Source organism: Stenotrophomonas sp. Steno-C15, from assembly GCF_056393265.1.
Map to the genome: position 1 here is coordinate 1 of NZ_JBWJPF010000031.1, position 24,990 is coordinate 24,990.

At 68.2% G+C, this 24,990-nt stretch carries 16 protein-coding genes; 2 read left to right on the top strand and 14 right to left on the bottom strand.

Features of this window, described 5'->3' with window-relative positions:
* Positions 1–44: 44 nt before the first annotated feature.
* The 13 genes from tkt to AC06FB_RS17270 form a co-directional block, all read right to left on the bottom strand.
* Positions 45–2,042 (bottom strand): transketolase, encoded by a 1,998-nt coding sequence (gene tkt, locus AC06FB_RS17210; RefSeq protein WP_053518470.1) that lies wholly within the window; start codon positions 2,040–2,042, stop codon positions 45–47.
* A gap of 202 nt (positions 2,043–2,244) precedes the next feature.
* Positions 2,245–3,564 (bottom strand): dicarboxylate/amino acid:cation symporter, encoded by a 1,320-nt coding sequence (locus tag AC06FB_RS17215; RefSeq protein ID WP_053518469.1) that lies wholly within the window; start codon positions 3,562–3,564, stop codon positions 2,245–2,247.
* Between the two features lie 57 nt (positions 3,565–3,621).
* The gene (locus AC06FB_RS17220; protein WP_478053931.1) at positions 3,622–5,316 is read right to left on the bottom strand and encodes a BatD family protein; all 1,695 of its coding nucleotides are present in this window, start codon (positions 5,314–5,316) and stop codon (positions 3,622–3,624) included.
* A complete protein-coding gene (locus AC06FB_RS17225; protein ID WP_197600558.1) occupies positions 5,313–7,112 on the bottom strand; it encodes a tetratricopeptide repeat protein in 1,800 nt (599 codons plus the stop codon). Before AC06FB_RS17225 ends, AC06FB_RS17220 begins: the two co-directional genes overlap by 4 nt.
* Positions 7,109–8,113 carry a vWA domain-containing protein gene (locus AC06FB_RS17230; protein WP_053518465.1) on the bottom strand — a complete coding sequence of 335 codons (1,005 nt, stop codon included), beginning with the start codon at positions 8,111–8,113 and terminating at the stop codon, positions 7,109–7,111. Before AC06FB_RS17230 ends, AC06FB_RS17225 begins: the two co-directional genes overlap by 4 nt.
* On the bottom strand, positions 8,110–8,559 hold the full coding sequence (locus tag AC06FB_RS17235; RefSeq protein ID WP_053518464.1) for a DUF4381 family protein: 450 nt from the start codon (positions 8,557–8,559) through the stop codon (positions 8,110–8,112). Before AC06FB_RS17235 ends, AC06FB_RS17230 begins: the two co-directional genes overlap by 4 nt.
* Positions 8,556–9,485 (bottom strand): DUF58 domain-containing protein, encoded by a 930-nt coding sequence (locus AC06FB_RS17240; RefSeq protein ID WP_053518463.1) that lies wholly within the window; start codon positions 9,483–9,485, stop codon positions 8,556–8,558. The genes AC06FB_RS17235 and AC06FB_RS17240 overlap by 4 nt, the downstream gene beginning before the upstream one ends.
* Before the next feature lie 8 nt (positions 9,486–9,493).
* Positions 9,494–10,519, bottom strand: coding sequence for an AAA family ATPase (locus AC06FB_RS17245; protein WP_478053932.1), 1,026 nt, complete (start codon positions 10,517–10,519; stop codon positions 9,494–9,496).
* A gap of 172 nt (positions 10,520–10,691) precedes the next feature.
* Positions 10,692–12,662, bottom strand: coding sequence for a type IV pilus secretin PilQ (locus AC06FB_RS17250; RefSeq protein ID WP_065181674.1), 1,971 nt, complete (start codon positions 12,660–12,662; stop codon positions 10,692–10,694).
* A gap of 21 nt (positions 12,663–12,683) precedes the next feature.
* Positions 12,684–13,217 (bottom strand): pilus assembly protein PilP, encoded by a 534-nt coding sequence (locus tag AC06FB_RS17255; RefSeq protein ID WP_053518457.1) that lies wholly within the window; start codon positions 13,215–13,217, stop codon positions 12,684–12,686.
* Entirely contained in the window at positions 13,217–13,873 is a 657-nt protein-coding gene (locus tag AC06FB_RS17260) for a type IV pilus inner membrane component PilO (protein WP_053518455.1), read from the bottom strand. The genes AC06FB_RS17255 and AC06FB_RS17260 overlap by 1 nt, the downstream gene beginning before the upstream one ends.
* Complete coding sequence (locus AC06FB_RS17265) at positions 13,870–14,685, bottom strand: PilN domain-containing protein (protein ID WP_478053933.1); 816 nt, start codon at positions 14,683–14,685, stop codon at positions 13,870–13,872. The genes AC06FB_RS17260 and AC06FB_RS17265 overlap by 4 nt, the downstream gene beginning before the upstream one ends.
* Entirely contained in the window at positions 14,685–15,743 is a 1,059-nt protein-coding gene (locus tag AC06FB_RS17270; protein ID WP_053518451.1) for a pilus assembly protein PilM, read from the bottom strand. Before AC06FB_RS17270 ends, AC06FB_RS17265 begins: the two co-directional genes overlap by 1 nt.
* A 219-nt stretch (positions 15,744–15,962) precedes the next feature.
* Here AC06FB_RS17270 and AC06FB_RS17275 point away from each other — a divergent pair, with 219 nt between their 5' ends.
* Together AC06FB_RS17275 and AC06FB_RS17280 are read left to right on the top strand one after the other, a co-directional pair.
* Positions 15,963–18,383, top strand: a complete 2,421-nt coding sequence (locus AC06FB_RS17275) for a penicillin-binding protein 1A (RefSeq protein WP_053518448.1) — start codon at positions 15,963–15,965, stop codon at positions 18,381–18,383.
* Between the two features lie 155 nt (positions 18,384–18,538).
* On the top strand, positions 18,539–19,186 hold the full coding sequence (locus AC06FB_RS17280) for a hypothetical protein (protein WP_459040106.1): 648 nt from the start codon (positions 18,539–18,541) through the stop codon (positions 19,184–19,186).
* An 84-nt stretch (positions 19,187–19,270) separates the two neighbouring features.
* On the opposite strand, the gene AC06FB_RS17285 is transcribed toward AC06FB_RS17280, so the two are convergent.
* Positions 19,271–24,970: an ESPR-type extended signal peptide-containing protein gene (locus AC06FB_RS17285; RefSeq protein WP_478053934.1), complete on the bottom strand. Its 5,700-nt coding sequence runs from the start codon at positions 24,968–24,970 to the stop codon at positions 19,271–19,273.
* Between the last annotated feature and the right edge of the window lie 20 nt (positions 24,971–24,990).

Genomic DNA, 24,990 nt, shown 5'->3' on the forward strand with positions numbered 1-24,990 from the left:
GGCCGGCTTGCGCCGGCCTTCCCTGCATCACATCGCGATGCTGCTTACAGCGCCTTGGCGGCGTCCACCACGTGCGCGGCGGTGATGCCGAAGTGCTTGTACAGCTGGTCGGCCGGGGCCGAGGCACCGAAGGTGTCGATACCGATCACCGCACCGTCCAGGCCGACGAACTGGCGCCAGAAACCAGTGACGCCGGCTTCCACCGCCACGCGCTTGCGCACGGCGTTCGGCAGCACCGATTCACGATATGCCGCATCCTGGCGCAGGAACACATCGGTGGACGGCATCGAGACCACGCGGGTCTTGAGGCCGGCCGCGTCCAGCTGGGCTTTCGCTTCCGTGGCCAGCGAGACTTCCGAACCGGTGGCGATCAGGATCACGTCCGGGGTACCGGCGGCGTCGGCCAGCACGTAGCCGCCACGCTCGATCTGCGCGATCTGCTCGGCGCTCCGTGGCTGGTGTGGCAGGTTCTGACGGCTGAACACCAGGCAGCTCGGGCCGTCCTGGCGGGTGATCGCCGCCTTCCAGCTCACCGCCGACTCGACGGCATCGCACGGGCGCCACACGTCGTTGTTCGGGATGTAGCGCAGCGAGGCCAGATGCTCCACCGGCTGGTGGGTCGGACCGTCTTCGCCCAGGCCGATCGAATCGTGGGTGTAGACGTGGATGGCATGGGCCGGGATCAGCGCGCTCATGCGAACGCCGTTGCGGGCGTAATCGCTGAACACCAGGAAGGTGGCATCGAACGGAATGAAGCCGCCATGCAGCGCCAGGCCGTTGGCGATCGCGGTCATGCCGAACTCGCGCACGCCGTAGTACACGTAGTTGGCGTTGGCGTCGTCGCTGGCAACCGAGGTGCTGCCCTTCCACAGAGTCAGGTTGGAGTGCGCCAGGTCGGCCGAGCCGCCGACGATTTCCGGCAGCAGCGGCGCGAAGGCCTCGATGGCCAGCTGCGAGGCCTTGCGCGAGGCGATCGTCGGGCCTTCAGCCGCGACCTTGGCGATGTACGCGTCGGCCTGGGCAACGAAGTCGGCCGGCAGTTCGCCGTGCGAACGACGGGTCAGTTCAGCGGCTTCGGCCGGATACTGGGCCGCATACTTGTCGAACAGCTGTTCCCATTCGGCCTGGCGCAGGGTGCCGGCACCGTTGGCGCGCCAGCCATCGTAGATGGCCTGCGGGATTTCAAACGGGCCGTACTCCCAGCCCAGCTGCTTGCGGGTGGCTTCCAGCTCGTCCTTGCCCAGCGGGGCACCGTGGCTGGATTCCTTGCCGGCCTTGTTCGGCGAACCAAAGCCGATCGTGGTGCGGCAGCAGATCAGGGTCGGCTTGTCGCTCTGCGACAGCGCGGCCTCGATGCCGGCCTTGATGCTCTCCGGGTCGTGACCATCGACATCGCGGACCACGTTCCAGCCATAGGCCTCGAAACGCTCCGGCGTGTTGTCGGTGAACCAGCCTTCGACGTTGCCATCGATGGAGATGTGGTTGTTGTCCCAGAAGCAGACCAGCTTGTGCAGGCCCCAGGTGCCGGCCAGCGAAGCGGCTTCATGCGAGACGCCTTCCATCAGGCAGCCATCGCCCATGAACACCCAGGTGCGATGGTCGACGACCTCCAGTTCCGGACGGTTGAAGCGCTGCGCCAGCAGCTTCTCGGCCAGGGCGAAGCCCACGGCATTGGCGAAACCCTGGCCCAGCGGGCCGGTGGTGGTTTCCACGCCGGGGGTTTCATGGCGCTCCGGGTGACCGGCGGTGTGGCTGCCAAGCTGGCGGAACAGCTTGAGCTGCTCGATCGGCAGGTCGTAACCGCTCAGGTGCAGCAGCGCGTACTGCAGCATCGAGCCGTGGCCGTTGGACAGCACGAAACGGTCGCGGTTGAACCAGTGCGGATTGCTCGGGTTGTGGCGAAGGTAGTCGTTCCAGAGCACTTCGGCGATGTCGGCCATGCCCATGGGCATGCCGGGGTGGCCGGATTTTGCGGTTTCAACCGCATCGGCGGCAAGGAAGCGGATGGCGTTGGCCAACTGGCGACGGGTAGGCTGCGTCATGGTTCTGTCGGAATCGGGAGGCGGCCGCGGACGTGCGGGCGGCCTATTGTCCCATAGTCACCGGGTGGGGGTCAGTTCCACTTGCCAGGTCGTGCGGGCGCTGGCCGGCAACGTCGTGATCTCCGCCGGATTCCGCATGTGAAAAGGGGTCGGAGCCCTTTCCGTGCGGAAAGGAATCCGACCCCGATCAGGTCGCCAGGACTCAGTCGCGGTCGGGAACCAGCGCCGGGCCGTCGTGGCCCTCGCCCTTGGCCACCAGGGTGGTCAGCGCCAGATCGCCGGTCACGTTCAGCGCCGTGCGGCACATGTCCAGGAAATGGTTCACGCCCAGGATCAGGCCGATCCCCAGCGGGTTGACCCCCACCATGGCGCAGATCATCGCCACCACCGGCAGCGAACCCGACGGCACGCCCGCGGTACCGATGCCCCCCAGGATGCACACCGCCATCACCATGATCTGCTGGCCGATGCTCAGGTCCACGCCGAAGAACTGGGCCAGGAAGATCACCGTCACGCCCTCGAACAGCGCCGTGCCGTTCTGGTTGGCGGTGGCGCCCACGGTCAGCACGAAGCGGGACACGCGCTGCGGCAGGCCCATCTGGTCGGCCACGCGCAGCGCGGTCGGCAGGGTGGCGTTGCTGGAGGCGGTGGAGAAGGCCATCACCGTCGCTTCCTGGGTATCGCGGAAGAACGACAGCGGCGAACGGCCCGACAGCCACACGGCGGCGCCGTAGGTCACCACCATGTGCAGGCCCAGTGCCAGCACCACCACGCCCACGTAGGCGCCCAGGCGGATGATCAGCTCGAAACCGAACAGCGCGGCCAGGTTGAACATGAAGCAGGCCACCGCATACGGTGCCAGGCGGATGACCAGGTTGATCAGGGTCATCGAGATTTCGAACACGCCTTCGATGGCGCGGCGCAGCGGGGCGACCTTCTCGTCATCGGTCAGCACCATGCCGATGCCGAACATCAGCGCGAAGAACATCAGCGAGAGGATCGCGCCGTTGTCGGAGGCCGCCTGCAGCACGTTGCTCGGCACGATCGACAGCAGCATGTCCATGCCCTTCGGCGTGCCGTGGATGCCGGCGACGATCTCCTTGCTGCGCTCGGCGTTCTCCGAGAGCATCAGCGCGGCGGTCTGCGGATCGACGCCGACGCCGGGCTTGAGCAGGTTGACCAGCACCAGGCCGATGGCCACGGCGATGCCGGACAGCAGCACGGTATAGGCCAGCGTCTTCCAGCCGATGCGGCCGAGGGCGCGGATGTCACCCATCTCCGACACGCCCATGATCAGCGCCGAGAAGATCAACGGCACGATCAGCATGAAGATCAGATTGAGGAACAGCCCCGATGCAGGCGTGGTGATGTAGTCCATGACCCACTTGGCACCGGTCTGCAGACCATCGACGCTGCCACCCAGGGCGTGCACGGTCAGTCCCAGGATCAGGCCGATCGCGAAGCCGATGCCCATCTTCCAGTGCAGGGGCAACGTCTTCTTGCCGGCGGCAGCTGCTGTCATACGCAGGTTTCCTCGAAAAATGAATGCACTCTAACAAAGCGCGCAAGCGGCGCCGGTTCAGGTTCGGCGCTGCGGATACAGCGGCGCCAGCCCAGTGTCGGTGCCGCGGGCGGTCCCCGACCAGTGTGGTCCGTCACGGAAGGCCTCGCGCAACCGCACACGCAGTGGTGCCGGCTCTCCCTGCCCGCCCCATCGCACCTGCTGGAGCTCCTGCAGCACCTGGCGCTGGTTCGGATCACCCAGCCTGGCGATGACCTGCTCCAACCGCGGTACAGCTGCCATCGCGCACAGCTGCGCTTCGACCTGGTCGAAGCCCTCGCCGTCCAGCACCCGGCGCAGTTCGGCGACGCTGCCGCGTCCTTCGCTGGCTTCCGGCCCGGACGACGGCCCCGGCGGGCGAGTGGCACCGCGCATGGACGGCCCACCGCGTCCGCGCTGCCAGCCCCACAGCAGGGTCAGCAGCCACAGCAGCGCCAGGCCGATCACCGCGGCAATCCAGGGCCAGGGCTGGCTCGGTGTCCCCGAGGTGATCGGATCGGTGGCCGCGATGCGCGTGTCGTCGTCGGGCAGCGCTGCATCGGTGTCGATCGGCGGCGGCGCGGCGGGCGCGGCAGTGCCCGTACCGGCGCTGACTGTCAGCGCCAGGTCCGGCAGTCGTGCCTGCTGCGCGCTGCCGTCGCGCACGTTCCACCATGACACCCTCGGCCCCGGCACCTGCAGCGGACCCGGCTGGCGGGGCACGACGGAGTAACGACGGGTGATCTTCAACCGCGGGGTGCTGCCAGTGAAGGTCTCTTCGTACTGCGCCGGTTCGGCGAACACCTGCGCCGCCGTGCCGAGGTCCGGAACCGGAAGGTCGGTGAACTGGGCACGGGTGGCACCTTCGGCGATCGCTTCGACCACGATGGTGGCCGCCTCGCCGGTACGTGCAGTACTCGGCGCGCTGGTATAGCGCAACTGCAGGCCCTGCAACGGCAGCCACGGCTGCGGCGCCTGCGCCGGCTGTGCCTGCACCTGCAGCGTGCGGTCGGCGCCGGTGGCGTTCATGCGGCCATCGCCCCCTCCGAAAAAGTCATCGAAGAAGCCGCCTGCGCTGCGGCCGTTGAAGCGCGCGCCGGCCAGGCGCAGTGTCCCGCTGCGCTCGGGAATCAGCAGGAAGCGGCGCTCGACCACGTTGTAGCGGCGTCCATTGACCTGCCTCACGTCGGTGCGGTCGTCGCCCACCCGCTGCAGCGAGGCACCGGCGGGCGTATCCACGATGAGCTCGCCGGAGGCCAGCTGCGAGGCGAAGAACAGGCGCACGACCACGCCAACGCTCTGCTGCACGTAGGGCGTGTCATCGTCGACATCGGTCTGTATGAACGCCATGGCCGCACCGTTGGCAGCGGTGACCGGGGCGGCGGCGTCCACCTGCAACGTCAGCGGTGCGGTCTGCGCAGTACCCACCTGCAGGGCCGGGATCGTCAGCGCGCCACTGCGTCGCGGTGTCAGTGCCACGCCATACAGACTGCGTTGCTGCATGCTGCCGTTGCTCCACTCCACCTGGCGGCTGCTGGTCTGCCCACTGAGATCGAAGTCACCGCGCAGCGGCGCGAAGTCGGGCGCACCGGCATCACTCTGCACGTTGAGGGTGACCGTATCGCCCATCGCGATGCGATCGCGGTCCAGCCATGCCCGCGGCTGTGCCCAGGCCATCAATGGCAGCCACAGCAGCAGCATTGCCGCACACCGGCGTAGGCCGTGCATGTTCATCGCCCTTCCCTCTTCCTGCGTTCGTTTTCCAGCTGGAACTTGGCACGCAGCAACGCGCCCGGATCATCCGGCACGCGCCGCATCCAGGCGTCCACCGCCTGTTGTTCCTCACGCTGGCGCGGCGTGCGGCCGTCATCGCCCGCCACGGTCGGATCATTCTTCTCCCGGCCCTCGCGCCCCTGTTCGATGGCCTGCTGCATGCGCTGTCGCTGCTGCGCGTCGGCCTCGGCCTGCGCATGGGCGTCCTCGGCCTGGGGCGGTGACGGCGGCCCCTGATTACCACGCTCACCGAGCCGCGGTTGCGGCTGGGCGCCGGCGTCTGAGGGCGGGGGGCGCTGCGAGGGCGCCTGCGGCTGTCCCTGCCCCGACGGCTGGCCCTGCTGTGGCTGGCCCTGCTGATCCTGCGGCGTCGAGGACGGCTTCCGGGGCGGATTCTGCTGTCCCGGGTTCTGCCGCTGGCCACCCGGCGGCTTGCGCTTGCGTGCAGCATCCACAACAGCCCGGTTGGCCACCGCGTCGGCCATCCCCGGCTGCAGGGCCAGTGCGCGATCGTAGGCGGCTATGGCATCGTCGTACTGGCCCTGGCGGGCCAGCACATTGCCGAGGTTGTACCAGCCGGCCGCGGTGTCGAGCCCTTCGAACTGCTGCCGGGCACGTGCGAAGTCACCCTGGCGGTAGGCCTGTACGCCTTCGGCCAGACGCTGATGCTGCACCTGGTCCGCCCGCTTCCACAGCGTGCCCTGCACCGGCCGCGTCTGTGCCTGCGCCTGCGCGCCGTCCGTCCACGGCAACAGGCCGACCGCCAGCACGGCAGCCAGCAGCGCACGCCGTCGGAACGCCAGCAGCGCAAGCAGCATCAACGGCGGCAGCAACCAGAAGCCTTCGTCGCGCCATTGGTGACCGGTACCCGGCCGCTGCAGCGCTGTGCCTTCACGGGCATCGAGCACACCCAGCGCGCGCAGGTCGCGATCATCGGCGGCGATCCGCACATAGCGGCCGCCGCCGGCCGTCGCCACGGCGCGCAGGCGGCCTTCGTCCAGCGCGGCCTGGCGGATCTGGCCGCTGCTGTCGCGGTACGCGGCACCGCCCGGAGTTCCCAGACCCAGCACCGACACCTGCAGCCCCAGGCTGCGGGCCTGCGAAGCAGCGAGTTCGGCCTCATCGTCAGCCTGGTCGGTGACCACCAGGATCTGCCCCTGGGGCGCGCCGGTCTGCCGCATCAGCCGTGTCGCCCAATCGATGCCACGATCGGCACGCTGGCCATCGCGCGGCATGACATCCGGCGACAGCGCGTCCAGATAGAGCGCGACATTGCTGGCATCCTCGGTCAACGGAGCGACGGTATAGGCATCGTCCGCATAGACGATCAGCCCAACCTGGCCGCCCTCGCGGGCGCGCAGCAACGTGCCGATCTTGGCCCGCGCCTGCAGCAGGCGCGACGGCGGCAGGTCGGTGGCGGTGATCCGGCTGGACAGGTCCAGCACCACCAGCAACGGTGCGCTGGCCTGGAACATCGGCTGCGCCTGCTGTCGCCAGCTGGGCCCGGCCAGGGCCAGGCACGCCAGCGTCCAGCCCAGCAGCTGCGCCCACGGCAGGCGCATGCGACGGCGCGGCCCCGACGCCAGCAGATGGGGCAGCAGATGGGCATCGACCGCCTGCCGCCATGCATCGCTGCGGCGCTGTCGATACACCGCTACGGCCACGATCAACGGCAGCGCGGCCAACGCCCACAGCCAGTCAGGCCGCAGGAAATGCAGCGCGTTCCAGTCCGGCAGATGGGATGCCAGGGCGATCATCGACGACGCTCCGGCCATGCCCACGCAAGCGCACCGAGCAGCAGCGCCACGCCCAGCGGCCAGGGATAACGCTCATCGCGCGGGCGCAGGGCCGGCCCCTTCTCCGCGATGGGCTCCAGCCGGTCCAGCTCGGCATAGATGCCTGCAAGCTCGGCAGTGTCGCGGGCGCGGAAGAACTGGCCGCCGGTCATCCGGGCGATCTGCCTGAGCGTCGCCTCGTCCACCGGGTCCTGGTCGGCGGAAATCGGAATGCCGAGAAAGCGCATGCTGCCATCGCCGCCAAAGGCGACGGTGTGGATGCGCACGCCCTCGGCACGCGCTACCTCCGCCGCACGCAGCGGTTCCAGCACGCCTGCATTGCTGACGCCATCGGTGAGCAGGATCAGCACACGCTGGCCCTCGGGCTGGCTGCGCAGGCGCTTGACTGCAAGGCCGATGGCATCGCCGATGGCGGTCTCGCGCCCGGCCAGGCCGACCACGCTGTCGCGCAGCTGGTCGCGGACGCTGGCCAGGTCGGCAGTGAGCGGGGTCAGCGTATAGGCCCGATCACCAAAGATCAGCAGGCCGATGCGATCGCCTGCACGACGGTCAAGAAAGTCGGCCAGCACGGCCTTGGCGGCGGTCAGCCGATCGACGGCCTGGCCGCCGAGCACCATGTCGGCCTCGCCCATGCTGCCGGACACGTCCATCGCCAGCATCATCTGGCGCCCCTGCTGCGGCGGTGTGATCGCCTCGCCCAACTGCTGCGGCCGCGCCAGCGCCACGCACAGCGCGATCCAGCCCAGCCACAGCAGCAGCGCACGCCACCTGCGCGCATCGATACGACCCGCTCCGGCCAGGGCCTCCAGTTCGGTCGCGGCATAGGGCACGCGCAGCGCAGCGCCGGGGGCGGCACGGCGCTTCCAGGCCAGCATCAGCAACGGCAACGGCACCGCCAACAGCGCCAATGGCCAGGCCAGCTGCAGGTCCGGCCAGGGCCAGTAACTCGCCAGCGCACTCATCGGCGCCGCTCCTGCAGCATCGCCAGGTAACGTCCGCGTGCCCAGCGGCGCAGCACTGCGACATCGGCCGCATCCACCTGCGGCCGGTACGCGCCCTCGGCAAGCAGATCGCGCTGCGCCGCCGGCAACGTCGCCTGCGGATCCACCCGCTGCCACCAGGCGTGGTCATGCAACGCTTCGCTGCCCGGCCGTGCCTGACGCGCGGCACGGCGCAGCAGGCCCGCAATGGCCGCCACCTCAGCGGCGGCATCGGTCGCGCCCGCCAGCTCGCGATCAAACGCCTGCAACCAGCGCTGCTGACGCCGACGGCGACGCCACCACAGCAGGGCGAGGATCAGCAGCGCCAGCAGCAGAACCGCCCCGATCATCAGATAGCCGGGGGCCGGTGGCCACCACGACGGTGCCGGTGGCAGCTGCACATCGCGCAGGGGCAGGGCTGCGCTCATGCGGGTACCTCGGTAGGCGCCGGCGCCAGCCAGGCATCGCTGGCCGCATCACTGCTCAGTACCTGCACATCGATGCGGCGTGCCCCCAGCTGGCGCTGCAGTTCCTGCAGCGGTTCAACGAAATGCGCATGCCACTGCGCCTGCACGTCGCCGCGGCGCAGGTCCAGTCCGATGCGCTGCTGGGCGGCAAGGAACTGCAGGGGCGCCGACGGTGGCTGCAGCTCCAGCGGATCGACCAGCAGCACCAGGCTGAGGTCGTGATGCTGGGCCAGCGCTCCCCATCGCGCCGGCGCAATGCGGATGGCCTGCTGCGGGTCGGCCAGCACCAGCAGCCGTGCACCCGGACGCAGAACGCGCGCCGCGTGGTCCAGCGCGCGCTCCAGACCCAGATCATCGGCCGGAGGTTGCGCATACCAGCGCGTCAGCGCGTCGAGCACGCGCAGCACGCCACGTGGTCCGCCGGCTGGCGCTACCGGCGCTTCGCGGTCACTGCCGCGCAGCGCACCGATGCGGTCGCCGCGGCGCTGCGCCGACCAGGCGGCGACTGCACCGGCACGCGCAGCCTGCACCGACTTGAAACGCACGCGGGTGCCGAAGTACAGCGCGGGTGAGGTATCGGCCACGATCAGACTGACCCGTTCGCGTTCGGCCTGGAACAGCTTGGTATGGGCACGACCGGTGCGCGCGGTCACGCGCCAGTCGATATGACGGGCATCGTCACCGGCGACGTACTCGCGCGATTCCGCGTACTCCATGCCGCGCCCGCGCAGCGGCGACGGTGCCTGCCCCGCATTGCCGGCGCGGCCGCGACGGGGCGGCGGCGGACGCTGGGCCAGACGGCGCAGCGCCACCAGCTCGGCCAGCTGCGGGCGCAGTCCATCGCCTTCGCTGGCGGACACTCCATGCTCCTGGGATGTATCGGTCATGCGCAGGCTCAGGGTGCCGGCACCCGGGCCAGCAGTTCCTGCACCAGCCGTTCGCCATCCCAGCCTTCGGCGGTCGCCTCGTAGCTCGGCAGCACGCGGTGGCGCAGCACGTCCGCAGCCACCGCACGCACGTCATCAGGGGTGACGAAGTCACGGCCGGCCAACCATGCGCGCGCACGCGCGCAACGCTCCAGCGCGATCGAACCGCGCGGGCTTGCGCCCCACGCGATGCGACGGCCCAGCGCGGGGTCGTAGCGGGCCGGATCGCGGGAGGCCAGCACCAGCTCCACCAGGTAGCGTTCCAGGGCCGGTGCCATGTGCAGGTCCAGTACCTGGCGACGCGCCTGGAAGACATCCTGCATCGGCATTTTCTCCGGGGCCGCCGGGGCTTCACCCAGCGCGCCGCGCGCACGTTCGCGCGCCAGCCGCAGGATTTCCGCCTCGGCCGTCTGGTCCGGATAACCGATGCGCACATGCATCAGGAAGCGGTCCAGCTGCGCTTCGGGCAACGGGAACGTGCCCTCCTGCTCGATCGGGTTCTGCGTGGCCATCACCAGGAACAACGAGGGCAACGCATAGGTGTGGCGACCCACGGTGACCTGGCGCTCGCCCATCGCTTCCAGCAGCGCCGACTGCACCTTGGCCGGTGCACGATTGATTTCATCGGCCAGCAGGATCGGATGGAAGATCGGGCCCGGCACGAATTCGAAACGGCCTTCCTGCGGGCGCCAGATCTCGGTACCGGTCAGATCGGCAGGCAACAGGTCCGGGGTGAACTGCACGCGCGCGAAATCGGCCTCCAGGCGCGCTGCCAGGGCGCGGATGGCGGTGGTCTTGGCCAACCCGGGCGCACCCTCCACGAGCAGATGGCCATCGGCCAGCAGCGCGATCAGCAGGCGCTCGATCAGGGCGGCCTGGCCGACGATCTCGGCCGACAGCGCCTCGCGCAACGTGTTGAACGCCGCGTGCAGGTGGGACGTGGCCGGCGTGGCAGCCGGCATTGCAGATTCGGGCATCGGCGGGGGCAGGTTCATGAGGGCCTTTGACCGGCACAGGACGGCACGGGTTCCCGACATCATCGCAGGGTGCCCCGGCGATGGCATCAAGAGACGCTGAACAGCGTCCACGCCCTGCGTGGCTGCATGGCCGCAACGCAGACGGGGCCGCACATGGCGGCCCCGTTTCGCACCTGCTGCAGGCGGTGGATCAGTTCTGCTTGGCCACGCGCAGCACCTTCGGCGTCACGAACACCAGCAGCTCGGCCTTGTCCTTGTTGCGACCGCGCTTCTTGAACAGATTGCCCAGGAACGGCACATCGCCCAGGAACGGCACCTTGCTGATGCTGTTGCGATCGGTGAACTCGTACACACCGCCGATCACCACGGTCTGGCCGTCCTCGACCAGCACCGCGGTATTGACTTCGCGGCGGTTGATCGACGGCACCGTACCGTAGCCCTGCAGTTCGATCAGGCGATCGACTTCATCCTTCTTGACCTGCATGTTCAGGAACACGCGGTTGTCATTGGTGATCGTCGGGGTCACCCGCAGCTCCAGCACGACTTCCTTGAACTGCACGTTCGGCGTCGAACCCGCGCCCCCGGCGGCACCGGTACCGCTGATGGTGACGTAGCCGATCTCCTTGCCCTGCTTGATCATCGCCTCGCGCTGGTTGGTGGTGACCACGCGCGGATTGGAGATCACTTCGCCACGCGATTCCTCCTGCATGGCCGACAACTCGACATCCAGCAGGTAGCCCGCGTTGAGGATCGACAGCGCCAGCGAACCCGGGTTGTTGGCCAGGGCCACCGGCAGGTTCCAGTTCAGGCCACGCTCGATGGTCGAGCCGGTCGGCACCGGTGCCGGACCGACACTGCCACCGGCCTGCCACTCACGCACGGCCTTGGCATTTTCCAGCGCGGTATCGACCTGCGATTTGCGGGTCTTGGCGTTGGCGTCGAGGCTGCCGCTGAAGTAGACATTGTCGCGGCTGCCGCTGATGCCGAACTTCGCACCCAGTTCGCGGGCAAAGGTGTCGGTGGCGATCACGATGCGGCTTTCGATCAGCACCTGGTCCACCGGACGATCGATCACCCCGATCAGTTCGCGCATGCGTGCGATCTTCTTGGGGATGTCGCTGATCATCAGCGTGTTGGTGCGCTCGTCGGCAACGATGCGGCCGCGCGTGGACAGGAACCCGCTTTCCTCCTGCGACGAGGAACCGCCACTTCCACCACCGCCACCGCCGCCGATGCCCTTGGCCTCGGTCAGCGCTTTGAAGATCTGCGTGGCGCTGTGGTAGTTGATCTGCACGTAATCGGTCACCAGGTCTTCGCGGTTCTCGATGGCGATGCGGGCGTCTTCCTTCTCCTGCTCGAACTTGGCCAGCTCGGCCTGCGGCGCGACCCAGATCACGCTGCCATCGCGACGCTTGTCCAGGCCCTTCGCGCGCAGCACGATGTCCAGCGCCTGGTCCCACGGAACGTTGACCAGGCGCAGGGTCACGTTGCCCTGCACCGAATCGGACGCCACGACATTGAGGTTGGATTCTTCGGCGATCAACTGCAGCACCGTGCGCACCGGCACGTCCTGGAAGTTGAAGGTGACCGGCTTGCCCGAGTAGCCACGCTGGCCGACGGCCTTCACCGCCTGGGTGACCGTACCGGCGTTGACCGCACCGACGGCGGCGGGCGCCTGTCGCGGACTGATCTCGACCACGTATTCGTTGCCGCTCTGGTAGGCCAGCGACTCCACCGTACCCGCCGTGCTCAGCACCAGCTGGGTCCCGGCGCCCGATGGCTTGGCATCGATGCGCTGCACGGGCGTGGCAAAGTCGACCACGTTCATCGGCTTCTGCAGGTTGGCCGGCAGGCGCGCGTTGCCCACGTCGACCACGACGTTGCTGCCCTGCGTGCGCAGGTCGGGAATCGCGCCCTGGCCGTCGAACTGCAGGATCAGGCGGCCGACGCCGTCATCGCCGCGCTTGAAATCGATCTTGGACACCGACAGGCCAGTTGTCGCCGGGGCCGAAGGGGCCACCGCGGTGCTGGCCGGTTTCTCCGCCGGTGCGGCGGCCAGCGCCGGAGCGCAGGCCAGCATCAGCGCGACTCCCAGCGCGCTGACACGGTTCAAGGTAGAGCGCCGGATGGGACGCAGCCCCTTGGCTTGGTGAAAGGTCATCGTGCTATCCCCAGTAAACGATCATTGATCTTCCAGCGCGAGCGTCGCTGGCCGTTCCAGCCAACCACCCGCGCCATCCGGCACCAGTTCGATCAGTTCAACGCGGTCCTCGAAGACCGCGGTGACCCGCCCGTCGCTCTGCCCCAGGTAGCCGCCCGGGCGGACCCGGTAGGTGACCTTGTCCGGCCCCATCACCAGCGCGACGGTGCTGCCGCCGGTGCCGATGGTGCCGACCATATCCAGTGCGTCCAGCGGGAAGCCCTCCAGGGGCTCCTTGCGCCGGTTCGGGTCCGGTCGCAATCCGCCGTTCCCCTGCTGCGGATTGGTCCAGGCATCGGTGAACGGATCGCGCATGCCCTGCGCGGAGTATTCGAAGGTCTCGAACTGCTGCATCACCGGCAGCGGCTCCAGCGGCTGCGCCGGTCGCGCACGCTCGCCCTCCACCCACTTCTCCAGGTTCGGCGCATCGCCCGGCGTGCTGGTCACGCCGCGGCCACAGCCGGCCAGCAGCAGGACCGCCAGCACCATCGACCCGCGTACGATCTGTGCGCGCATCACTTCCCGCCCTCCTTGCCGGCGTCAGCACTCTGCTGCGCCTGCACTTCGGCTTCGTCCAGATACCGGTAGGTCTTGACCGTGCCGGACAGCTCCAGCGCACCTGCGCGGACGTTGCCGCTGGTCTTGTCCTTGGGCTTGAGGTTGATGTCGTGCATGGTCAGGATGACCACCCGCGGCAACGAAGCCACGCCGCTGACGAACGCACCGAACTGGTGGTAGCTGCCCACCATCCGCAGCTTGATCGGCTTCTCGGCGTAGAACTCCTTGATCTGCTCGGACTCGGGTTCGAACAGCTCGTTGGACAGGCCGCTGGACAACGCGGTCTGCGAGATGTCGATGATCAGGTCCGGCATTTCGGTCTTGCTCGGCAGCTGCCGCAGCATCTGCTGCAGCACCTGCTCCATCTGTGCCAGCTGCTGCTTCAGCGGCGCCAGGTTCACCGCACGTTCCTGCTGCTTGGTGAACTCGGTGCGCAGCTCGGTCTCCTGCCGCTCCAGGCCCTCCAGTTCCTCGCGCTTGCCACTGATCAGCAGCATCCACGCCACGAACATGATGACCAGCGCCAGCAGCGCGCAGAAGACGATCTTGGCCTTCTGCGGCCAGTTGCCGATGTCGTTGAAATCCAGGTTCTTGAGATCGATCTTCTGGCTCATGCGCGATCCCCCTGCAACGGGGCGTGGAAGGCCTGCGGCGGCTGTGCCAGGCGGCTGCCCTCCGGCTTGGCCGGCGCAGCGGCCGGCGGGGCCGTTGCCGGGGGCGGCGTGGTGGCGGGTGCGGTGGCCGGTGCGGCGGGCGCGGCCGACAGCGGTGCGACCGGTTCGGCGGCTGCGGCCGGTGCCACGGTGCCATCGGCATTCAGGCCCGGCGGCGCGGTGGCCTCCTCGCTCTGCGCCGGCAGCTTCACCTTGACCACGAACACATACGGCAGCGCCTTGATGTCCGATACCGGGCCCGGGCGACCGTCCTTGTCCTTGTCCGGCTCACGCGCCTCGATGATCGACAGCTCCGGGCTGGCCATCCAGCCGGACGTCTCCAGGTTGCGCATGTACGCCGAAACGCGGGCGTTGGACTGGGTACGGCCTTCCAGGGTAAGGGTGTCCCCTTCCTGCTTCAGGGCGGTCAGCACGACGCCATCGGGAATGGTGCGCACCAGCGCGTCGAACAGGTGGACCATCTGCGAGCGCTTGGCCTGCAGTTCCTCGATCACCTTCTTGCGCGCCAGCAGCCGCTCCTTCTGCGCGTCGAGGCGGTCGATCTCCTTGTTCTGCTCCTTGACCTTGTCGATCTCGGCCTGCAGGTAGGCATTGCGGTCCATCTGGCCGCTGACCTGGCGGTCGTAGTAGAACCAGATCATCAGCGACAGCAGCAGGCCACCCACGGCGGCCATGCCCAGCATTGCGTAGAACTCGCGCTGGCGTTGCTTGCGCCGTTCGGCGCGCCAGGGCAACAGGTTGATGCGTGCCATCAGTCGAAGCTCCTCAGCGCCAGACCGGTCGCGATCATCAGCGCGGGAGCATCCTGGGCCAGCGCATGCGCGTTCACCTTCGGTCCCAGCGTCATCTGCGCCAGCGGATTGGCGACCACGGTCGGCACACCCAGCTGCTCCTCGACCATTTCCGGCAGGCCCCCAAGAACCGCGCAGCCTCCGGCCAGCACGATATGATCGACACGATTGAATTCGCTGCCGGCGTAGAAGAACTGCAACAGGCGGCTGATCTGCTGGACCGTGGCTTCCTTGAACGGCTCCAGCACTTCCATCTCGTAGCTTTCCGGCAGCCCGCCCTGGCGCTTGGCCAGGCCGGCTTCCTCGTAGCTCAGGCCGTAGCGGCGCATGATCTCGTCGGTCAGCTGCTTGCCGCCGAACACCTGTTCGCGGCTGTACAGGCTGCGCCCGCCGCGCAGGACGTTCAGGGTGGTCATCGTGGCGCCGATGTCGACCAGCGCGACCACGCCGTCGGTGGACACCGGCAGCTCACTGGCAACCAGGGCGAAGGCGTTCTCGACCGCGAAGGCCTCCACGTCCATCACCTTGGCCTGGAGGCCGCCGAGTTCCAGCGCCGACTGGCGCAGTTCCACATTCTCGGACCGCGACGCGGCCAGCAGCACCTGGACCATCTCCGGGTTGTTCGGGATCACCCCGATCACCTCGAAGTCCAGGTTCACTTCCTCGATCGGATAGGGAATGTAGTTGACCGCTTCCAGCTCGATCTGCGCTTCCATGTCGTTCTCGTCGAGCTCGGCCGGCATCGGGATCACCTTGGTGATCACGGCCGAGCCGGCCACGGCGGCGGCGGCCTGCTTCGCCTTGCTGCCGGAACGGTTCAACGCCCGGCGGATGGCCTCACCCACGGCCTCCACCTCGACGATGTTCTTCTCCACGACCGCATTCGGCGGCAGTGGTTCCACGGCGTAATGTTCCACACGGAAACGATTGCCACTGCGGGAAAGCTGCAACAGCTTTACCGCAGTCGAACTGATGTCGACGCCAATAAGCGGCGACTGACTTTTTGGGATGAGCCCCACGGTTTCTCCCCTGCCGACGGGCACTTGGACGCAAGAACTGCGACCGCGCATTAATAACGTATTCTTAGCAAATGGCAACCGCCCTGCTGTGAATTCCCTCACAGGTTCACGATGCAGCCCCTGGCGTTTCCCCTTGCGCTCCCCGGTGCCGACCCCAGCCGCCACCTTGCGTAATCTATACTCTGCGACCACGAAATTCGCAATCGGAATCTGAACCCGATGACTCGACTCCGCCGCTGGCTGCGCTGGATCTTCCTGATTGTCCTGGTCCTGGCGCTGATCGGTGCGGCCGCTGTGGGCGGTCTCTACTACGCTGTGTCCTCCAAGCTCCCCGACGTGCAGACCCTGCGCGACGTGGAGATGCAGGAGCCGATGTACGTCTATGCCGCCGACGGCAAGCTGATGGCGGTGTTCGGCGAGACCCGGCGCACCCCGGTCACCATGAAGGAGGTGCCGGAGAAGCTCAAGCAGGCTTTCCTGGCCACCGAGGACGCCCGCTTCTATGAACATGGCGGCGTGGACTACAAGGGCATCGCCCGCGCGGTGTGGCTGCTGGCCACCACCAACGACAAGCGCGTGCCCGGCGGGTCCACCATCACCCAGCAGGTGGCCCGCCAGTTCTTCCTCAGTTCCGAGTACAGCTACACCCGCAAGCTGGCCGAGATCCTGCTGGCCCGCAAGATCGAGTCCGAGCTGAGCAAGGACGAGATCTTCGAGCTGTACCTGAACAAGAGCTTCTTCGGCAACCGTGCCTACGGTGTGGCCGCGGCAGCGGAGTTCTACTACGGCAAGAAGCTGGCCGAACTGGACCTGGATGAGATGGCCTCGCTGGCCGGCATCCCGAAGTTCCCCTCCTCCGGCAACCCGATCTCCAACCCGGAACGCGCCCGCCAGCGCCGCGACAACTATGTGCTGCAGCGCATGGCCGATCTGAAGTTCGTCAGCCAGGCCGAGGCCGATGCGGCCAAGGCCGTGCCGATGCATGCCACCGCGCATGAGCCGCCGGTGCAGGTCGAGGCGCCCTACGTGGCCGAACTGGTGCGCCAGGAGATGATCGCGCGCTTCGGCGGCGATGTGGTCAACAAGGGATACCACGTCACCACCACCATCGATTCGACCCTGCAGACCGCGGCCAACCTGTCGGTGCGTGACGGCCTGCTGCTGTATGACCACCGCCACGGCTGGCACGGCGTGGAGAAGCAGGTGCAGCTGGGGGCCGGCGACGATGCCGCAGCCCTGGCCGAACATCTGCGCGGCATCCCGGCGCAGGCAGGCCTGCTGCCGGCGATCGTTGCCAGCGCCGGTGCCGATGGCAGCGCCACGGTGGTGCTGGCCAACCGCAGCGAGATCGTGCTGCCGGCCGGTGCCGCCCGGTGGACCAACAAGACCCCCGGCAAGCTGGTGCAGCGCGGCGACATCGTGCGTGTGCGCGCCGGCGACAAGGAGGGCGAGTGGCTGCTGGACCAGATCCCGCGCGGTCAGTCCGCGCTGGTCTCGCTGGATGCCCACAGCGGTGCGCTGAAGGCGCTGGTCGGCGGTTTCAGCTTCTCCGGCAACAAGTTCAACCGCGCCACCCAGGCCCGTCGCCAGCCCGGTTCGAGCTTCAAGCCGTTCGTCTATGCCGCAGCGTTCGACAAGGGTTACAACCCGGCTTCGATCGTGCTTGATGCCCCGGTCGTGTTCCGCGACCGCCGCGGCAAGACCTGGGCACCGCAGAACGATGGCGGTGGCTTCCGCGGCCCGATGCGCCTGCGCGAAGCCCTGGTGCAGTCGCGCAACCTGGTCTCGGTGCGCCTGCTCGACGGCATGGGCGTGGACTACGCCCGCAAGTACATCAGCGAGTTCGGCTTCGCCGAATCGGAGCTGCCGCCGAACCTGTCGATGTCGCTCGGCACCGCCTCGCTGACCCCGCTGTCGGTGGCCCGTGGCTATGCCGTGTTCGCCAACGGCGGCTCGCGCGTGGACACCTGGCTGATCGACCAGGTGAACGACCGCGACGGCAACCTGGTGTTCAAGGAGAACCCGGCACTGGCCTGCCGCGACTGTGCCGGCAGCAGCGACCAGCCGGTCAGTCAGGTCGTGGACGGCTTCAACTTCGGTGCCCCGGCCCCCACGCCGGACCCGGCCGCCGCCAAGGCGCAGGCCACCACCGAAACCGCTGCCGCACCGGTCAACCCGGATGCGCGCACCGCGCCGCGCGCGATCGATGCACGCACCGCCTACCAGCTGGTGTCGATGATGCGCGATGTGGTCCAGCGCGGTACCGGTACCCAGGCCAAGGTGCTCGGCCGCGAGGACGTGGGCGGCAAGACCGGCTCCACCAACGACCACCGCGATGCCTGGTTCTCCGGCTTCGGCGGCCCGTACGTGACCACCGTGTGGGTGGGCCGCGATGACTTCCGTTCGCTGGGTTACCGCGAATACGGCGGCAAGGCCGCGCTGCCGATCTGGATCGAGTACATGCGCACCGCGCTGAAGGACACGCCGATCGCGCAGAACGACCCGCCCAGCGGCATGGTGCAGACCACGCTCAACGGCGCGACCGAATGGGTCAAGGTGGAGGACATGGATCGCCTGACGGACTATGACCTGAACCTCAATACCCCTCAGGCCGACGCGGCTGCGTTCGATATCTTCTGACGCGTGCCGCGGGCGTCACCGTCGAGCCGGCGCATGCCCGGCTCGACGGCCCGGCCAGCCGAGCGTGGGCCCGGCCCCGCATCCCTTCTCCATTGCCCACGCAGATGTCACACCGTTGCGCTAGTCTGTAGCCAGGTCGCAACAGGAGTTCCCGCATGCATCGCGCCCGCCAGCATGCCACCACCCAGACCCGTGAGCGTCGTCACCGCCTCGCCCACGAAGCCGCCCGCCTGATGGCCGAAGGCGGCATCCGCGACTTCCACCAGGCCAAACTGAAGGCGGCCAGCCGGCTTGGCATCCATGACGATGCCTCGTTGCCCCGCAATGTCGAGATCGAGGACGCGCTGCGCGAATACCAGCGCCTGTTCGCTGGTCCCCAGCACGGCAACGAGCTGCAGCGCCGTCGCGAAGGTGCGCTGCGCGCACTGGAATTCCTGCATGCCTTCGCCCCGCGCCTGGTCGGCCCGGTGCTGGACGGCACCGCCGATGCCAACAGCCCCGTGCAGGTCCATCTGCACAGCGACGACCCCGAAGCCGTGCATCGCTTCCTGGACGAACAGGGCATTCCGGCCGAGTCGCGCGTGCGCCGGCTGCGCCTGGACCGCGAGCGCAGCCTGGACGTGCCGGTCTGGGTGTTCAGTGCGGAGGAACTGACGTTCGACCTGGCTGTGCTGCCGTATGACGCCCTGCGCCAGGCACCGCTGTCACCGGTCGACGAGAAGCCGATGCGGCGCGCCTCGCAGGCCCAGCTGCGCGAACTGCTCAGCCAGGAGCAGATCGAAAGCTATCTCGGCAGCATCTGAGCCCCACAACGCAGACGCCCCACGCGGCGGACCGCGTGGGGCGTCGTCATGCATCAGGGCGACCGGACCGCGTCGCCCTGCCGGTTACCAGCCCACGCCGAAGCCCACGCCCACGGTGCGCTCACCGCTGTTGGTGAAGGCACCATTGAGGCTGAAGGTGGCCGAGCCGCGCTCGTTGAGCACGCGCTGGTAACCCACCGCCAGCGCCGACTCGCCTTCGGCATGGCCCACACCCGCGCCGAGGCGGTTGTAGGTCTGCAGGCCGGCGGTGTTCATCGCCATCGCCGCCTGCGCACTGCCCATTGCCGCCATGCGGTTCAGGCGCTTGTCCATCCGGTCCAGCCGGCGGTCCACGCTGGCCATCGCCTGGTCGGTGTAGGCCTGCGCCTGGTTCACCGCCTGATCCACGGCACGCGAGTCCACCTGCGGCAACGGATCGTCGGCTTCCGGCTTCGGCTTCGGCGTGTCGGTGGAGGCCACCGACGGCGCGTCCTTGACCGGCGGGGCCGGGGTCTGGCTGTCCGCCGGCGACTCGCCAGCGACGTCGTCCACCGCTGCCTGGCGGCTGGCCGTCGCCGACCCGTCGATCTGCGACTGCAGTCCGTCGATACGGCCGTTGAGCTGCTGCTGCACGGCGTGCAGCTGACCGCCATTGACCGCATCGCGGCTGCCCGGCGCGATCATGCCGTTGGCCACGTTGCCCAGCACCCTGCCGTGCTCCCCGGCCAGCCGCAGCTGGCCGGTACCGTCACTGCGGAGGCCGCCATCGTCGAACAGGCGCTCGAAACGCGCATCGATGCTGGCCAGATCCCGGCGCGTGTCGACCACCGCGCCGTCGAGCGACTTCAGCGCATCACCGACCGTGGCCTGCCGCTGGCCCTGCACGTGGAACTCCGGCGCGACGATGTTGCCGTCGGCATCCATGCGCATGTCGCCGCCGAAGGCCGCGAAGGCGCTGCGGAGCTGGGAGACGGTGGTGAGGTCGCTGGCATCGCGGCCGTTCATTGCGTTGGTGACTCTCCGTCGCGCTCCGGCTCCGCCCAGTGAAACCTCATTCTCCTCCGTAGCTATGGATCCGTAGCCCAGAGCAACGCTATTACGTGCTTCTGCCAGAACCTTCGCCGCTCCACCCAACGCAACACCATTCTTGATCTGCACCTGGGAGCGAGCGCCCAACGCGAAGCCATCCTCTGCACCCTCATGCACGTACGCGGCCCGGCCCAACGAAACGGAGTTCTTGCCCCGAGCCAGTGTATAGCTCCCGATGGCTGTTGCGCCTTCCGCCAGAGCCCTTGCATCACTACCCAACGCAGTACCCAGGATCGCCGCTTCCGCTGGCTTGCTCAGCTCGTCATAGCCCACGACCGCATACAGGTGCTTCTCCTCCAGGCCCGCGATCCGCTGGTTGCTGGCATGAAGCTGCCCGCCCGTGACCACCTCCCGGCTGCCCGCGTGGCTGATATCACCCTCGCCGACGTTGATGAGGCGCGCGCCACCGAAGTCGACGGCGGAACGGTCGGCGCCGAAGCGCACGGCACTGGCATCCGCCATCGCCCGCGCCTGATCCAGCGTATCCAGGCGCGCGTCCAACGCATCCAGTCCGCCACGATTGCTGTCCACGCCTGCATCCAGCGCGGCCAGTGCATCGCCTACCGTGCCGTGTACAGCGCCCTGCACGCCGTAGGAAGGAGCAATCACGCTGCCGTCCGCGGCAAAGCCCGCGCCGCCGCCGAGAGCGTTCACCACGCCGGAGAGCTGGTCGACGGTGGTGAGGTCATGACCCTGAACACCCTTTGCGGCGTTGGTAACGCGACGCTTAAGGTCCGCATGCCCGATCGAAACTTCATTCGCACCATAGGCCAACGAGTCATGCCCCAGCGCGACACTGTTCATTGCCTCCGGTCGGACCTGACTGCCTCCACCGAGCGCAACACCATTGCGGACATGCACCTGTGAGCGCGCGCCCAACGCAAATCCGTCTTCAGCGCCCTCATGCACCAACGCAGCTCGGCCCAGTGCCACCGAATTCTTGGCTCTAGCCTGGGCAAAACTGCCAACCGCAGTGGCCCCTTCCGCCATCGCCTTAGTGTCACTGCCAATTGATGTCGCAAGAAGCCCCGCTTGCGCAGCCTCACTCCATTCATCAAATCCCACGACAAAGTATTTCTGCGCCTCCTCCAGCACCGACACCCGCTCATTCGTCACGAACAGCTGCCCGCCCGTAACCGCCTCGCGGCTGCCTGCCGCGATCTCGCCCTCAGCCAGAGCGACCAGACGCGCAGCCTTCAGGTCCACCGTGCCGTCCTCGCCGAACTGCACGACGCTGCCCAGGTCAGGCGTGTAGTTGTCGAAGTCCACGCGCAACGCGTCCAGGTCTTCCCGCGCGGAAGCGATCTGCACGCCCTGCTCGGTCACCTTCGTATTGGTGGCGAACAGCTGCGCGCCATTGACCGCCTCACGGCTGTCGGCACTGAGTTGCCCGTCGCCTACGGCGAGCAGGCGCCCACCCTCCAGGTCGACATTGCCGCCTGCGTCGAAACGCACCACATCGGACAGGTCCGGATCGAAGCCCTCGAAGTCCTCGCGCAGGCGGTCGATGTCCGTACGGTTGCGGGCGATCTGCGCGTTGCTGTCGAACAGCTGGCGGCCGCTGACTGCATCGTCGCTGGTGGCCGACAGTTGACCGGCGGCAACGCCGTGCACGCGACGCGCCTGGTTGCCCTGGTTGCGCACATCCAGCACGTCACCGCTGTTGGCGGCACCCAGGCGTACGTCGCCAGTGGACGAGGTCTGGCTGAGCAGGCCACCGAGCACGTTGGCCTTGCCCTGTGCATCGTTGGCGGTGGACTGGGCGGCGTTGGCCACGCTGTGCGCCGTATTGGCCAGGGTGGTGGCCGTGGTCACGTTCTGGTTGGTGGTGTTGAGCTGGCGACCACTCACCGCGTCGGTACTGGCTGCACTCAGCACACCAGCGGCGACGCCACTGATACGACGGCTGGCGTTACCCTGGTTACGGACATCGAGGACGGTGCCACTGTTCTGCGCGCCCAGCCGCAGATCGCCGCCGGCTGCCGCCTGGCCGACCAGGCCACTGAGCGTGGCGGCGGTGGCGGTGACCTGCGTGACGTTCTGGTTGGTGGCATGCAGCTGCCGGCCACTGACCGCATCGGCACTGGTGCTGCTGAGTGCCGCGTCGGCCACGCCGGTGACGCGACGGTTGGCGCTGGACTGGTTGCGCATGTCCACCGCGCCACCGGTATTGCTGGCACCGACGCGGACGTCGCTGTTGCCGGCACTCTGGCTGAGCAGCCCCCCCAGCGCGTTGGCCTTGGTCTGCGCATCGTTGGCGATGCTGTGTGCGGTGTTGGCCAGCGCATTCACCGTGGCGAGGTTCTGGTTGGTGGCATGCAGCTGCCTGCCGGTCACCGCCTCGGCGCTGGTGGTGCTCAGCGTTCCGTCAGCCACATTGACGATGTTCCGCTTCACCGTGGCACTGCCCACCGAGACCTGGTTGGCGCCGGTCGCCACCGAGCCCGCGCCCAGGGCGACGCTGTTGCCCGCCTGCGCATTGACCTTGGCGTTGGTGCCCAGTGCGATGGCGCCGCTGGAGGTGGCATCCACGGCGGCACGATTGCCCAGCGCCACCGAGGAGTCAGCCGCGGCGCCCGCCAGGGTGCCCGCGCTCACCGCGTTGGAGCCGCCCGCGCTGGCCTGATAACCGACGGCATTGCTGTAGGACCCTTCGGCCATCGCCGAATGGCCCACCGCCACAGCATTGCTACCTGCCGCCGCCCCTTGGCCAACTGCCGTCCTGGTGCCTGCCAGCGCCGTCAGCGCGCGCGTAGCATCCGTCTGGGCCGACGTAGCCGCCTGGGTGACTGCGGTGACATTCTGGTTGGTCGCATGCAGCTGCTTGCCGGTCACCGCATCGGTGCTGGTGCTGCTCAGCACGCCATCAGCCACGTTGACGATACGGCGCTTGAGCGTGGCATTACCGACTGAGACCTGGTTGCTGCCGGACGTGGTGGAGGAACTTCCCAGCGCCACCGAGCCGGTATGGGTGGCCGAGGCACGGTCACCCAGCGCAGCGCTGCTCTCGGCCTTCGCTTCTGCAAGGTTGCCGACCGCGGTGGCGAAGCGCGCACTGGCCGCGCTGCCGCGGCCCAGTGCCGTGGCCTGGTCCGCGGTGGCCGCGGCCATGTAGCCCAACGCGCTGGCGTGAGTCACATCTGCCTTGGCGTCGTTGCCGATGGCCACGGCACGATCGCCGGTGGCCGAGGCACGCAGGCCCGATGCCACGCCGCCATTGCCGCTGCGCGAGCCGGTGCCGAGCGCCACGCCGCCGTTGGACGCGGCAACGCGCTCACCGGCCGCATTGACGCCGCTGCGGGCATTGTTGCCCAGTGCAAGACCGTCATTGTTGTAGGCCAACGCCGCATTGCCGATGGCCACGCCGTTGTCGCCCCCCTCGGTCCGCGCGCGATTGCCCAGCGCGACTGCACTGCTGCCGTCCGCCGATGCCAGGGTGCCCATCGCCACGGCGTTGCTGCCGGCGCTGGACGCCTGGAAACCCAGGGCGTTGCTGTAGCCACCGGACGCATCGGCGGCATTGCCGATGGCGGTGCTGTTGGTGCCCGTTGCAGTGGCACCGGTCCCGATCGCGATGCGGCTGCCATCCAGCCTGGCCAAGGCCTGCCCGGCTTTCGTCGCAGCCTGGTCTGCGGCCGTCTTCGCCGCGTTCGCCGTACCCGTCGCGCTGGCGATGCTCTGGTTGGTGGCGTGCAGCTGCTTGCCGGTCACCACTTCGCTGCTGGTGGTGCTCAGGGTGCCATCGGCCACATTGACGATGCGGCGCTTCAGGGTGTCATTGCCCACCGAGACCTGGTTGCTGGCACTGGTGACCGAGCCGGCGCCCAGGGCCACTGCGTTGCTCTGCCCGGCATTGGCGTTGGCACCCAGCGCCACGGCCTTGCCGTGGCCGTCGGTCACGGCGTTCTGGCCGATGGCGATGCCCGCATCGTAGCCGCCGGAGCGCGCACCGCTGCCGATCACGATGGCGTGGTGTGCGTTGCCGTTGGCAAGTCTGCTGCCGTCACCGATGACGACGGATCCCTGCGCCTGTGCCTGCGCATTGTTGCCCAGCGCTACCGATCTGGATCCCGACGCCTGTGCCCTCGGCCCCATCGCCGTGGCATCGCTACCCTCGGCCCGGGCATTGCGCCCGACCGCGACCGCACTGTTACCGGACGCGCCAACGTAGCTGTTGAGGCCGATCGCGACGGCCCCGACTCCCAGCGCCGTGGCGCTTTTGCCGATCGCAGTGCCCCCTTCGCCGCTTCCCGTGCCCGCATTGATGCCGATGGCCACGCCGCCGGCAAGTCCCTTGGCATTGTTGCCGATACCGATGCCGTCGAACGCCGTGACCGAACCCACGCCGATGGCCACGCCCTTGGTGCTGTTGACCGTGGAACCCCCACCGATCAGCACGTTCTGGTAGCTGGTAGTGCCGACACTGCGCGACGTGGCAGGCGAGCCGATGAACGCGCTCATCAACGCGTCCCACTCTGCCGGTGCTGCGTCAGCCTCCGCTGCAATGGCGTCGGGCACGCTCAACGGATCCGGTGCAGGCTCGGTCGCGAATGCGGGAGCGGCCAACATCGCGCACAGGGCGGCGGCAAGCGGGCGTGCCGCCGAAGCCGGCTTGCCGCGCGAACGGGTGTGCTCGCTGGCAACCGCCCAGCAACGCAGTCGGGTATTCCAGATCAAACGGTAGATGCGATTCATCGATGTCTCGGTGGTTGGGA

Excerpts from the sequence above, each read along its gene's own strand:
- AC06FB_RS17285 (WP_478053934.1), bottom strand. The coding sequence starts at position 24,970 with ATGAATCGCATCTACCGTTTGATCTGGAATACCCGACTGCGTTGCTGG.
- AC06FB_RS17240 (WP_053518463.1), bottom strand. The coding sequence starts at position 9,485 with ATGACCGATACATCCCAGGAGCATGGAGTGTCCGCCAGCGAAGGCGAT.
- AC06FB_RS17235 (WP_053518464.1), bottom strand. The coding sequence starts at position 8,559 with ATGAGCGCAGCCCTGCCCCTGCGCGATGTGCAGCTGCCACCGGCACCG.
- AC06FB_RS17215 (WP_053518469.1), bottom strand. The coding sequence starts at position 3,564 with ATGACAGCAGCTGCCGCCGGCAAGAAGACGTTGCCCCTGCACTGGAAG.
- AC06FB_RS17280 (WP_459040106.1), top strand. The coding sequence starts at position 18,539 with ATGCATCGCGCCCGCCAGCATGCCACCACCCAGACCCGTGAGCGTCGT.
- tkt (WP_053518470.1), bottom strand. The coding sequence starts at position 2,042 with ATGACGCAGCCTACCCGTCGCCAGTTGGCCAACGCCATCCGCTTCCTT.
- AC06FB_RS17260 (WP_053518455.1), bottom strand. The coding sequence starts at position 13,873 with ATGAGCCAGAAGATCGATCTCAAGAACCTGGATTTCAACGACATCGGC.
- AC06FB_RS17230 (WP_053518465.1), bottom strand. The coding sequence starts at position 8,113 with ATGAGTGCGCTGGCGAGTTACTGGCCCTGGCCGGACCTGCAGCTGGCC.
- AC06FB_RS17250 (WP_065181674.1), bottom strand. The coding sequence starts at position 12,662 with ATGACCTTTCACCAAGCCAAGGGGCTGCGTCCCATCCGGCGCTCTACC.
- AC06FB_RS17220 (WP_478053931.1), bottom strand. The coding sequence starts at position 5,316 with ATGAACATGCACGGCCTACGCCGGTGTGCGGCAATGCTGCTGCTGTGG.
- AC06FB_RS17245 (WP_478053932.1), bottom strand. The coding sequence starts at position 10,519 with ATGAACCTGCCCCCGCCGATGCCCGAATCTGCAATGCCGGCTGCCACG.
- AC06FB_RS17225 (WP_197600558.1), bottom strand. The coding sequence starts at position 7,112 with ATGATCGCCCTGGCATCCCATCTGCCGGACTGGAACGCGCTGCATTTC.
- AC06FB_RS17275 (WP_053518448.1), top strand. The coding sequence starts at position 15,963 with ATGACTCGACTCCGCCGCTGGCTGCGCTGGATCTTCCTGATTGTCCTG.
- AC06FB_RS17265 (WP_478053933.1), bottom strand. The coding sequence starts at position 14,685 with ATGGCACGCATCAACCTGTTGCCCTGGCGCGCCGAACGGCGCAAGCAA.
- AC06FB_RS17255 (WP_053518457.1), bottom strand. The coding sequence starts at position 13,217 with ATGCGCGCACAGATCGTACGCGGGTCGATGGTGCTGGCGGTCCTGCTG.